This window comes from Tolypothrix tenuis PCC 7101, from assembly GCF_963874875.1.
Classification (GTDB): Bacteria; Cyanobacteriota; Cyanobacteriia; order Cyanobacteriales; family Nostocaceae; genus Aulosira; species Aulosira tenue.
Genome location: NZ_CAWNJS010000001.1, coordinates 3,639,822 through 3,651,432, shown reverse-complemented (window position 1 = coordinate 3,651,432; position 11,611 = coordinate 3,639,822). Strand labels below are relative to the sequence as shown.

12 protein-coding genes are annotated in these 11,611 nt (G+C 40.8%); 8 read left to right on the top strand and 4 right to left on the bottom strand.

All coding sequences use genetic code 11. The features are described from left to right. Positions 1-1,614: efflux RND transporter permease subunit (locus AACU25_RS14915; protein WP_339382030.1), on the bottom strand; the 1,614-nt coding region annotated here is incomplete at its 3' end. Between the two features lie 153 nt (positions 1,615-1,767). Between AACU25_RS14915 and AACU25_RS14910 the strand changes: the two genes are divergently transcribed. Together AACU25_RS14910 and AACU25_RS14905 are read left to right on the top strand one after the other, a co-directional pair. After that, positions 1,768-2,634, top strand: coding sequence for a ferritin-like domain-containing protein (locus tag AACU25_RS14910; protein WP_096576849.1), 867 nt, complete (start codon positions 1,768-1,770; stop codon positions 2,632-2,634). 72 nt (positions 2,635-2,706) lie between these two features. Then, positions 2,707-3,423 carry a 5'-methylthioadenosine/S-adenosylhomocysteine nucleosidase family protein gene (locus tag AACU25_RS14905; RefSeq protein ID WP_339382029.1) on the top strand — a complete coding sequence of 239 codons (717 nt, stop codon included), beginning with the start codon at positions 2,707-2,709 and terminating at the stop codon, positions 3,421-3,423. A gap of 503 nt (positions 3,424-3,926) precedes the next feature. Here the strand turns inward: AACU25_RS14905 and AACU25_RS14900 are convergent. The 3 genes from AACU25_RS14900 to AACU25_RS14890 are packed head-to-tail and all read right to left on the bottom strand — an operon-like array spanning position 3,927 to position 5,108. Beyond that, positions 3,927-4,406 carry a transposase gene (locus AACU25_RS14900; RefSeq protein WP_190445817.1) on the bottom strand — a complete coding sequence of 160 codons (480 nt, stop codon included), beginning with the start codon at positions 4,404-4,406 and terminating at the stop codon, positions 3,927-3,929. Beyond that, positions 4,294-4,734, bottom strand: a complete 441-nt coding sequence (locus tag AACU25_RS14895; RefSeq protein ID WP_190445818.1) for a winged helix-turn-helix domain-containing protein — start codon at positions 4,732-4,734, stop codon at positions 4,294-4,296. Before AACU25_RS14895 ends, AACU25_RS14900 begins: the two co-directional genes overlap by 113 nt. A 38-nt stretch (positions 4,735-4,772) precedes the next feature. Next, complete coding sequence (locus tag AACU25_RS14890; protein ID WP_096576843.1) at positions 4,773-5,108, bottom strand: helix-turn-helix domain-containing protein; 336 nt, start codon at positions 5,106-5,108, stop codon at positions 4,773-4,775. A gap of 145 nt (positions 5,109-5,253) precedes the next feature. Between AACU25_RS14890 and AACU25_RS14885 the strand changes: the two genes are divergently transcribed. The 6 genes from AACU25_RS14885 to AACU25_RS14860 all read left to right on the top strand — a co-directional run bounded on the left by AACU25_RS14885 (position 5,254) and on the right by AACU25_RS14860 (position 11,610). Continuing rightward, on the top strand, positions 5,254-5,526 hold the full coding sequence (locus tag AACU25_RS14885; RefSeq protein WP_045872768.1) for a GlsB/YeaQ/YmgE family stress response membrane protein: 273 nt from the start codon (positions 5,254-5,256) through the stop codon (positions 5,524-5,526). Between the two features lie 270 nt (positions 5,527-5,796). After that, a complete protein-coding gene (locus AACU25_RS14880; RefSeq protein WP_096583776.1) occupies positions 5,797-6,570 on the top strand; it encodes an ABC transporter permease in 774 nt (257 codons plus the stop codon). A 9-nt stretch (positions 6,571-6,579) separates the two neighbouring features. Then, the gene (locus AACU25_RS14875; RefSeq protein ID WP_096576841.1) at positions 6,580-7,473 is read left to right on the top strand and encodes an ABC transporter ATP-binding protein; all 894 of its coding nucleotides are present in this window, start codon (positions 6,580-6,582) and stop codon (positions 7,471-7,473) included. Positions 7,474-8,197: 724 nt separating this feature from the next. After that, on the top strand, positions 8,198-10,153 hold the full coding sequence (locus tag AACU25_RS14870; RefSeq protein ID WP_096576839.1) for a choice-of-anchor Q domain-containing protein: 1,956 nt from the start codon (positions 8,198-8,200) through the stop codon (positions 10,151-10,153). A gap of 528 nt (positions 10,154-10,681) precedes the next feature. Further along, on the top strand, positions 10,682-11,167 hold the full coding sequence (locus tag AACU25_RS14865; protein WP_190445819.1) for a GUN4 domain-containing protein: 486 nt from the start codon (positions 10,682-10,684) through the stop codon (positions 11,165-11,167). Between the two features lie 161 nt (positions 11,168-11,328). Then, on the top strand, positions 11,329-11,610 hold the full coding sequence (locus tag AACU25_RS14860; protein WP_190445820.1) for a DUF4258 domain-containing protein: 282 nt from the start codon (positions 11,329-11,331) through the stop codon (positions 11,608-11,610). The last annotated feature ends 1 nt before the right edge of the window (position 11,611 follow it).

The window sequence follows — 11,611 nt, the reverse complement described above, 5'->3', positions numbered from 1 at the left end:
ATTCCCCCCTGCTCCCTGCCCCCTGCCCCCTGCTCCCTGCTCCCTGCCCCCTGCCTCTTGTCCCCCTGCCTCCTGCGCTGCTCTCAAATGCTCAGGTAAACTCAACAATGGGGCGGTGTAGGTAATGTTAAATTCGCCGCGATCGAGTTTGGGAATAAAGCCTTTGGGAATCATGGGAATGATGGCGATACCCCCAATGAAGCTGATTAAAGCTAACCCCATGACAATTCGCTTGTGATCTAATGACCAACTCAGCAAATCGCGGTAACTTTGAGCAAAGCGAATCCATAGATGAGATTCGCGGCGACGGGAACGGGAAGAGGGGGGTTTGAGCCAATAAATTGATAGTACAGGCGATAAGGTTCTGGCGACTAGCAATGAAGCTAGCATGGCAGCAGAAACCGTAATTCCAAATGGCTTGAAAAACTGACCAATAACTCCCCCCATCAACCCAATTGGCAGAAATACTGCTACGGCGGTGAAGGTGGCGGCGGTAACTGTCAGCCCAATTTCATTGGTAGCAGCAAGTGCAGCTTGACGGGGAGTTTCGCCGTCTTCGACGTGCCGCATGATGTTTTCCACATCCACGATCGCATCATCGACAATACTACCAATGACCAAAGCTAAGGCTAACAGGGTGATGGTTTCTAAGTTGAAGCCAAAAAACGCCATGACGATGAATGTCGCCAACAAAGATGTGGGAATTGCCAGAGCGGAAATTAAGGTGGCTTGCCAGTTCCATAAAAACGGAAAAATCACCACTACCGACAAGACTATGGCTTCAATCAAAGCATCGATTGTGGAATGGGTGGCGTTGCGGATATACTCAGCCTGAGTCGCAGCTAAGGTGAGTGTGACATCTTTGAGGGAAGTCCGCAGCTTTTGGACTTCTTTCTCAACTCGGCTCACCACTTCTAATGTATTGGCGGTGCCTTTTTTGATGACCTGAAATGCTAAAGCATCTTTACCATTAAAGTTAACTAAAGTAGCCCCACCTGTTGGTAAAGCCCCTGCATTTGCTGATAACTGGGGAGGTGATGTATGAGCAGTACCCAATAGTGCTACTTTTAACACCCCTGGCACTTTAGCGATCGCGGGAACTATTTGGTCTTTTGCCAATTTCGTCAAATCCGTAAGATTCCCTGAGGGACTCTCGATGGCGTAACTAATGGCAGCTGACTCATTCAAGTTCAGCGGAATAATTTTGTAATTTGCTCCCTGAGTCAGGGTTAACTTTTTCAGCGCCTTTTCAACTTGGCGAGTTGAATTGTCGAGGTTTGTACCAACCACAAAAGACAAACTCACAGCAGTTTGCCCTGGATAAGTCGATGAGCGGATATCCTCAAGTCCTTCCAGAGATTGCAAACCCTTTTCTATTGGTTGAGTTAGTTTTGTCTCCGTATCCAGAGCCATTTCTATAGGGGCGGTAGCATTTACCACCACGACAGGAAAGGTAATATCTGGAAACAAAGCATACTTGAGGGAGCTGAAAGCTAATAGCCCGGCTACCGTCACAGCAATCCAAAAACCTACCGTCAACCACGAAAATTCAATCGCCAATCTAGAAATATTAAAGCGCTCTCGTGCGGATTTTGAGCTAATAGGCTTGACCATCTTGGAAAATCATCGTGCGGGTGACACAATTATTAGTCATGCTACAGTACAACACCCAAAGTTTGCGAGTTATATCTATAGCCAGACAGCAATATTGCTTAATTTCACCATCCTGAAATAGTGAATTATTAAATACATCAGGGAATTTCAGATATGAAACTTGGCTCTATTGAACATAAAGAACTATTCTGCCGCAGTTTTTTAGATACTCACTTGGAGTATGAGCCTGAGCATCTCCCTTGGCCCGATTTAAATGATACAGATTTGGCGCGCCTGCGAGGGATTCCTTTTTGGGAGAAAGCCCTAGATATTGAAAGAGAAGCTGGTGTCATGGTGAGCAGTTATGCTGCCACTGTCACCGATCCTTTATTGCATGAAGCGATCGCTCTCCAAGGAAAAGAAGAATCGCGTCACGCCCGTTTAATTAAAAAACTCATTGATCGCTATGGCATTGAAATGCCAGAACGCCCCCCAGTTGAGATATCAGCAAATATTGAGCCAGCCTTCATAACCTTTGGTTTTGAAGAATGTCTAGATTCCTTCTTCGCCTTTGGGCTATTTGGTATTGCCCGTAACGCTAAAGTCTTCCCTGAAGCACTCTTCACAATTTTCGATCCAATTTTAGACGAAGAAGCACGTCATATTGTGTTTTTTGTCAACTGGTTTACCTATATCCAAATTCAACGCCATCAAGGTTTTTTGCCACTGCGAACCACAAAAACAGGCTGGTATTATGGCAAAGCACTCAGTAATTTAATTACTGCCTTTGGCGATGCCGATCCCAGTGGTACTGGTTTCACCGCTACCGGGGCTAGTACTTTCACCGACGACCTCACCTTAGAAAAGTTTCTGAGTGTATGTATCCAAGAAAATCACCTGCGTATGAGTAAGTATGATTCCCGATTGCTCAAGCCAGAATTAATGCCCAAGCTAGCTAGGATGGCATTACGCACTTTGCAATTCATTCCCCGCAAACAGGTTGAGGGGACTGGAGATTGGGGATTGGGGACTGGGGAATAGGGATGAGGAAGCAGAGGAAGCAGAGGCGAAATCTTCATTACCAATTACCAATTAGCTATTACCAAAAACCCAATGCCCAATGCCCAATACCCAATGCCCAATATAATTCTTGTCCCCCAAGGTGCAGAGTTTAAAGCTGTAATAAAAGGCTTTAAAACTAAAAAAACTATTAGTAGTACGGCGCTGACGGTTACGCCTATACCTGTGGGGATGAAAGCTTTAACTACATATTTGCATCAATTGCAAGCTAATAGTACAGTTTTCAATTATTCAGAAGTGAGAGTGCTAATTATGGGTGTGTGTGGCAGTTTATCGCCCCACTACCCTGTAGGCAAAATTGTGCTGTATGAGAACTGTACTTATCAAGGGAAAGTACAAGAGTGCGATCGCGCTTTCACTTCTCAATTACACTCAGCACTCAGCACTCACAACTCAGCAATATCTTTAGTCAAAGGACTAACAAGCGATCGCGTCATTTGTAAGGCTACAGAAAAACGCCATCTTGCAGATATTTCAGGTGCAGATGTTGTAGATATGGAAGGATATGCGGCGTTAGAGTTTTTCAATCTGTTGGGCATTTCTGTAGCTATGTTGCGTGTAGTCAGCGACGACTGTCAACATGATATCCCTAACCTCACATCAGCAATTAGTGCTGATGGTTCGCTAAAACCCTTACCTTTAGCAATTACATTACTCCGACAGCCTATTGCTGCTAGTAATTTAATTCGTGGTTCTTTAAAAGCATTAAAAGTTTTAGAACAAATTCCAGCATTATTATATGCTGCTTAATATTGGCTTTTTTGTGGATTTTTATGCCAATTTTTCAATATTAAGTAGAGTGTTGCAATTCTTTTTATGACTTGTTCAGCAAACTCTATTTATACCAATTCACGAGAATCCTGAGATAGATTATTTTCCGTAGGTATTTAGCATTGCTAAATCCTCTAACCACGTATTTTAATCATTATTAAAGCGCAATAGTATGAGCTACAAAGCATAATAAAAGACGGGTATTATCCCGTCCAGATAGCTTGAAAGCGGTAATACACCTTGTACTCTGGAAAAATACACAAATAAGTTTAATAGGTCGTCAGGATTAGTAGATGGCAAACAACAATAAAGTTCATTGCTCCTATTTATGATGTTGCAACCTGGGTCAATCCTCAATGTATTTGACAATAACATGGCTAAAATTGCAAAAGTTGCCAAAATGCCGAATTTTTGCCATAAAAAAACAGGTCGCCACCTGTCTTTAGAATAATATGTGAAAACATCTTGGTAATAAACCTCGTCTAACTTGAAAACCGTAGTTTTTCCTCATCAGGGTCAAGATGATTTTTCACCCACAAGCGATCGCTAATTTCAAAGGAATTGGAATTGATATCTTGTTCAAAGACATGAACTCGTTCAATTAGTTCAGTAGCGGATTGATAGCAGATGTGATAAGTAACATCTTCACGTAACCATTGCCATAAGTGTTCAACAGGCATAAAGTCAGGACTATAAGCAGGCAAGGGTTCCAAGTTGATTTGTAAAACCTCCAACGCTTCTTTTACAGCTTGTGCCCGATGATAAGGAGCACCATCCCAAATTAAAGTGATGTCGCGCTCGCTAAATTCAGTTCTCAAATGCTTTAAAACATCAATCGTATTGAATTGGTCAGCCTTGAGGTAAGGAAAAATCTTGACTTTGGCATAGTTGTAAACATAGACTCCATAGAACGAAACTTTTTCTCTTCGGTGGAGAGCTAGAACTAACCCAAAAACGCTCACCTTTGATTGACCAACCATAACCTTCATCGCTATCAAGATGAATGTGGGCTTCGTCGATGAAAATCAGTAAATGACCATTATGGAGAGCATCATCCAGTAAGTTTTGAAGTTTTGCCAGAAATTCAGCACGTTTTTTACTATTAGCTTTATTCAAGAGTTTACGTGCTTTTTTCCACGAAAAACCTAAATTTTTCAGAGTTTTACGCACTGATTCACGGCAACACTTAAGATTAAATTCCTTCTCAATCCAAGTAACTAACCGCTTTAATGTCCAACGGGGCGGTTGTGCTTGATTGTGTTGTCTATGTTGAGGTGGTATTGCTGCCAATTCTAGGGCTTTACGAATTTCGCTATCGACTGCAAAGTTTATATCTGGTGAAAAAGGGGGGGATAACCGCCTGTATGCTGATATTTTAGTGTTTCCACACCTGAACGATTATAACGATGCACCCACTCCATTACTGTCTGAGGATTGCGTCCTGTTTCTCGACCTACTTGTGTCGCACTTTTTCCATTACATATCTCATACAGTGCCATTAAACGCTCACGAGTCCTAGCATGATCTGCTCTTAAGGCTTCTTCTCTTAAGATTGAGGCACTCTGGTTCCAGCGATCGCATTCTACTTTTAGCATTCCTGTTTGATTTTCTACCACACCACCTATCCACAGTAATATGTTTTCTGCGAAAACTCCAGTTTTCAAGATGGATGAGGTTTATTTAGAATTGTAGCTATTTCTCCAGGCTAGCATAAGTTAGTTCTGACGGTAGATATGATAGCCAAGCTTGAGGTGTTAGATTTAACTCAACAAAGGTTAAAACAAAAAGTTTTTTATCGACTTACAAACCATGAACATTCTTGCTTGGATTGTTTTAGGACTCATTGCTGGCGCTATCGCTAAAGCTATCTACCCAGGTCATCAAGGCGGCGGTATTTTAGGAACAATTTTACTAGGCATTATAGGTGCATTTGTTGGTGGTAGCTTAGGAGTATTCTTCAGTACGGGAACTCTGGCATTAGCCGCACCAACTCTCAGCATTACAGGTGTTATAGTAGCTGTTCTGGGCGCAATTGTTGCAGTTTTCTTGTGGAACTTACTAACTCGCCGCAGCGCTTTGTAAATGTAAAATACCTGTCAATTTTTTAGTAACCCCAGGGAATTTCAGTTTATTATTTTTATCCCTGAATTTAATAAATTCAAAACGCCAGCTTGTCATCAGGCTGGCGTTTTATATTGATAAGACTCATATTTAATGTTTAAAATTCACGTAGGAGAGGCAAAAAGCGGTGTGGATGTTCCTCCCGCTTTATTGCCGTTGTGTTGTCGCGTAGCGCAACGCACCAAGCAAAGTCTAGAATGTGGTGTTTTACTGTTCTCTGTTCCTTCTCCTATGAAATATTGGCGTGAAATTATAGCTGTAACTCAACGCATACTAATTGAACTGTTGCGCCGCAGACGCAGCTTAATTTTTTGGAGTATATTCCCGATTTCAGTATTAATTCTCAGCGGATTTATTTTAGCAGAACGGGCACAACTCCCCATCAATACTGCTTTTGAATATGCTGCACCCTCAACTTTGGTAGGTGCAGCAATGTTTTTTAGCTGTTTGGGTGGAACTGTCGCCACTGTTGTTGCAGAAAGAGAACAGAAAACCCTCAAACGGCTTTTTTTGGCTCCATTAAGTGGGATTTCCTACTTTTTGGGAATTTTTCTGGCCCATAGTTGCATTGGTATCGGTCAGGCAATATTAATTTATACTATTGCGGCTTTTTGGGGTGCTAGTTTTAAAGGCTCTATTTTATTAGGATTAATTATTATCTTATTAACTATCATTGCCTATGTGGGTTTAGGTTTTATTTTAGGTACACAATTAGCACGTCGTATTGAAGATGTTAACTCTTTAGTAGCAGCTTTTGGAGTACCTTTGTTAATCCTTGGTGGAGCCTTTTTACCAGCAGCTTTATTTCCTCCGACTTTAATTAATATCGCTCAATTTAATCCTATTTATCACATGAATGAAGCCCTCGTAGGAGTTTCATCTAAGGGTGAAGGAATCAGTGATATAGGCTCACACTTTTGGTTTTTATTGGTTTTTGCTATGATTATGTTTGTTGGTGGCTGGCTATCTTATCGGCGGATGCTGATAGTAGAAAGGCGATTATAAAAAATAAAAATGCTAACTATTAAAAATTTAAATAAATCTTATGGTAGAAACCAAGTTCTCCAGAATTTAAATTTGCATATTGAGCCAGGAGAAGTTTACGGTTTAATAGGTGCCAATGGAGCAGGTAAAACCACAACAATCAATATTATTTGTAATTTATTGAATGCAGACAGTGGTGATATTACCATTAATAATCAGCCTATTTCCGCCGCTACTAAAAGAATAATTGGTGTTGCACCTCAAGAAAATTTACTCTACAAAACCCTATCTTGTGAAGAAAATCTCCAGTTTTTTGGTGATATTTACGGTTTAAACCGCCAAACTCGTCAGCAAAGAATTAGAGAAACTCTGTTAGCTGTCAATTTACTAGATAAAGCAAAACATCCTGTAGAGACACTCAGCGGGGGAATGCAAAGGCGATTAAATATTGCAGTCGCTTTAGTACATCAACCACAGCTAGTAATTCTAGATGAACCGACTACAGGCTTAGATATTGAATCCAGATATGAAGTTTGGGAATTAATCCGCCAACTCAAAAATCAAGGAATTACAGTTTTGCTCACAACTCATTTATTAGATGAGGCAGAGCGTCTTTGCCAGAGAATTGGAATTATGAAAAATGGTCAAATTCTGGCTGAGGGTAGTTTAGCAGAATTACGTACATTGATTCCAGCCCAAGAAATTGTGTTAATGCAGACTGAGTTTGAAGCACAAGCGATCGCACGCGCCGAAAAATATGGTTTCACGCATCGGCGTTATGGTAACGATTTGGCCTTTTGGTTACCTGAACCTTTGGAATTAAAGGAAATTATTGCACGCTTCGAGGGGATAGCCATTGATTCTATAGCCCGTCAGCCTGTACGTTTAGAGAATATTTATTTGGAACTGATGCACCACAATTAACAATATCTCAGGCTGAGGTAGAAGAATTATCGTTTTAATTATCAGTATGTCAGTAAAGCGGTAATCTATGTGAATATGATGTATAATGATACGTTACTCTACATCAATATTTGTTTAAGCAAAGAGTTGCGATCGCAACCAACATTTTTGGCAACCTAAATACTGAAAACATCACTAACTCCTCGCTTTGGGATATTCTACTAATTTTTATTCACTCTTACATAGTTATTCTCTAATTTGCTCTCAATAGCCTATAAATATGCAATTTAGTGATAAAAATTTCAGATTATTTTTTTATAAAGGTTGCATAAAGAACACAAATTGTGTAACATCGTCTAAGTAAATTTGGCTGGAAAAAAGAAAATAGATAAAGTTACTTCGGTAACTGAAATCTACGTAATTTTATCATAGCGATAAAAGTTTGGGTGAAGTTATAAAATGTGCATAAAGCTAATCCTGTTGAATCAACTAAATCAACACAAGGATGAATTGCTGCATCTGTAAATCAGGGAAAATTGGTGATGTTAGCAAATTTTAAGTAAATATGAGCTAAATATTTCCAACTATTTGGAGTTCAAAATTTAGCTCGAAGATATCTACAAAACAGGGTGCTCTGAATCCCATCGTTTGAAACGATGAATCGACTTTTGATAAATCACAACTAAGCTGTGATTTTCTCAAAATAGTCGATGACAAACCGTTGTTCTATAAGGGAATTCAAAGCATGGCTATTATTAATGTAACTTCAGCTGCCGATAACGGAGCAGGTTCTTTACGAGCTGCGATCGCCTCTGCACAAGCAGGTGACACTATCAAGTTTGCCTCTACTCTTGCTAACAAAACAATTACACTCACAAGTGGGCAACTTAACATTACAAAGAATTTGACAATTGATGGTGCAGGCGCAGCAAATTTAAAAATTAGCGGCAATAATGCCACACGAATATTTGAAGTAGGCAGACATATCGATGCTACGCTGCGGAACCTCAGCATTTCCAACGGTTACTCAACCGAAAGAGGTGGGGCTGTTAAAGTTGTTGACTATGGCAGCATAACAGTTGATAACTGTAAATTTAACTACAATCGCGGTGGTGAAGGCGGAGCCATCAATATCGGCTATAGCGGTAAAGGCGTAGTCACTAACAGCAGCTTTGACAGCAATGATGGTACTTTAACGAAATCTGGCTTTAGTGCTGGAGCGATCGCCACAAGAGGTTCTGGCGATCTAACTGTTCAAGCTTGTAAATTCACCAATAACAAAGGTGTTAATGGTGGTGCAATTTATAGCCTCTTAGGGAAATTAACTGTAGACAAATCACTCTTCCAAAATAACAGTTCAGCTGGTGATATTGGCGGTGGTGCAGTCTTTACTGATGGAGGCGACCCAGTCGGGCCAGGTACTCCTGTGGGTGGTGCCATTACCATTCGGAATAGTCGATTTGAAGGCAATAAAACTAAAGGAGAAGGCGGCGCACTCTTCCTCTATAGTTACGGTGCAGACAAGATGCTTTTGGAAAACTGCACAGTTATAGGTAACACAGCCAGCTGGGGTAGTAAAGGTGTTGCTCGCGGAGGCGCGTTAAGAGCAAATAATAATCTGACAGTGCGTAATGTTACATTTGCCAATAATTCATCAGACCAACAAGGAGGAGCTGTATGGTTAGATGGTGGCGGAAAGAAAGATTTTATTAATAGCACCTTTTCTGGGAATAAAGTAACCAATGATGCTGGTGGCGCACTGTTTGTCAATACCGATAAAACTGCCCCTGTCAATATTACGAATTCCACTATTGTGAATAACTTCGCCGGACGCGCTTGTGGGGCAGTTTGGATTGGCGATCCATCTGCTGCTGTCACCCTCACTAATTCCATAGTTGCTAACAATAATGCTGGTGATGCATCACAAAAACAAGTAGGCTATCAACTACAAGATGGCGGTGGAAACATTGAATTTCCAGCACCTCAACAAGGTCGTCGCGTTGTTTCAGGTAGTCGGATAGTTGACCCTCTTGTTGGCACCTTACAAAATATCGCAGGTATGCTAGTTCATCCTCTTCTAGCTGGTAGCCCCGCTATTAATACTGGTAAAGTAGGTGCTGGTATACCCACCATTGACGCACGAGGGATGGCGCGAGATAGCAAAGTAGATGTTGGCGCTTTCGAGATATCTAGCCAGTTAAATGCAACTGCGATGAACACCACTATGTCTGGGCCTAATCTCATGCGTGGGACTAGAGGCGCTGACACTCTCCAAGGTGTTACAACTAGCAACATTCTCCAAGGGGGTGATGGTAACGATATCCTTAAAGGAGGTGATGGTAACGATATTCTCCAAGCTGGTGAAGGTGATGATATTTTGATTGGTGGTAAAGGTAGCGATATCTTACATGGCTCAGGAGGTAAAGACAGATTTGTCTATCAAAATATTGCAGAAAAAGGCGATTGGATTCAATATTTTGATACTGGAGCAGATACAATTGACCTCAACAAAATTATTGAAGGCACCAATTTTAAAAGTTCTAATCCTTTCAGTAGTTATGTGAAAAAAGAACAAATTGGTTCTAATACGGTTGTGAGTGTTAATGCAGGTGGTGATAGCACTCCCAATCAATTCCAGAAATTGTTGACACTGGGTAACGTTTCCAGCAATAATCTGACCACAAAGAATTTCATTTTCTAGAACCAAATTGTAAATTTAGCAAGTTAAGTGAATCTCACTTTCTTTGAAAGTGGAACTAACTGCCAAATTTCTGCCAACAATCAAGAACAGGAAACATAATAGATATAGGCACAATATTGTTGTGTCTATATCTATGTTCTTTATCTACTTGAAAAAGCTGTAGATGTAGGGTTATATCAATTCCAGCTAATTACTTACGATATTGTTGATAATTGGTAATTGGTAATTGTTAATAGGACTCATATTTGATTTTCAATATACAAGGGTGTGTTACGGCAGCAAAAATCTTTGCAACCCCACGTATATCTAGGTTCTGCCGTAACGCACCTTTACCAAAACGGTAGGTCAATCATTTTCTCTCCATCTATGTGTAAGACAAATCATCCTGTAAATATGCAACGCTACCACAGGTATCCATCTAGAATATCAGCCCTATATCGATATATTTAAAATCAGCTATTCCACGCATAATAGAATAACGCTACAATACTACGCAAAAAATATCCCTAAACTCCACCAAATCTACCTATGCAATGGACACCCAATCAATCACTGTACTACACAAGACTGCGTGACTTACTCGCCGCAGGGGAGTGGAAAGAAGCGGATCAAGAAACAGGGCGAGTAATGCTAGCTGTAGCTGGGAGAGAAAATGAAGGCTTGCTTGATGATGAACATATTGATAACTTTCCTTGCGAAGACCTCCGCACGATAGACCAGTTATGGGTAAAATACAGCAATGGGCGCTTTGGCTTTTCTGTGCAAAAGCGGATTTATCAAAGTCTGGGTGGAACTAGAGAATATAACGAGAAAATTTGGGATGCTTTCGGTGAAACAGTAGGCTGGAAGAACGAGCAAGAGTGGATGTACTACAACGACATGACGTTTGACCTCACAGCACCTGTAGCCCAACTCCCTTTATGGTTTGGGGTGGGGTGGGGGTCGGTCGGTTTGGGGGTTGTGGAATGGGGGGTGGGTTGGGCGTGGTCTCTTCTCTCGCGTCGAGACTTGTAAAGTTTAACATATTAAAGCTTACAGACAATTTTTAAGATTTATAAACCCATCATTTTCTACGAAGCCTTGCGGGTTGTAGCTTGACCATACCTCGTACTAGGTATTCTCCCTATTAGGTGTAGAATTTTGTAGTACGAGAAAATCCGTAATTAACAGATACGATGTTCGATGAAATTCTCCAAAGAATGCGAGAGAAAGTTACATCACTTCAATATGTAATGACACTCCACGCAGAAGAAGAAATGAACGATGACAATTTCACAATTTACGATATCGAACAAGCTATTCTTTCAGGCGAAATCCTAGAACGTCAAAAAGACAAAGTAACTGCCGAATCAAAATATCGTATTCGAGGTACAAATCAAGATGGCTTAGAAGTGGAAGTTGTTGCCAAGCTAGGTGCTACAGGAAAGTTAGTTATCATTACAGTATATCAACTATAAG

Coding starts and splice junctions, on each gene's coding strand:
- AACU25_RS14870 (WP_096576839.1), top strand. CDS start 8,198: ATGGCTATTATTAATGTAACTTCAGCTGCCGATAACGGAGCAGGTTCT.
- AACU25_RS14910 (WP_096576849.1), top strand. CDS start 1,768: ATGAAACTTGGCTCTATTGAACATAAAGAACTATTCTGCCGCAGTTTT.
- AACU25_RS14860 (WP_190445820.1), top strand. CDS start 11,329: ATGTTCGATGAAATTCTCCAAAGAATGCGAGAGAAAGTTACATCACTT.
- AACU25_RS14885 (WP_045872768.1), top strand. CDS start 5,254: ATGAACATTCTTGCTTGGATTGTTTTAGGACTCATTGCTGGCGCTATC.
- AACU25_RS14865 (WP_190445819.1), top strand. CDS start 10,682: ATGCAATGGACACCCAATCAATCACTGTACTACACAAGACTGCGTGAC.
- AACU25_RS14875 (WP_096576841.1), top strand. CDS start 6,580: ATGCTAACTATTAAAAATTTAAATAAATCTTATGGTAGAAACCAAGTT.
- AACU25_RS14880 (WP_096583776.1), top strand. CDS start 5,797: ATGAAATATTGGCGTGAAATTATAGCTGTAACTCAACGCATACTAATT.
- AACU25_RS14905 (WP_339382029.1), top strand. CDS start 2,707: ATGCCCAATGCCCAATACCCAATGCCCAATATAATTCTTGTCCCCCAA.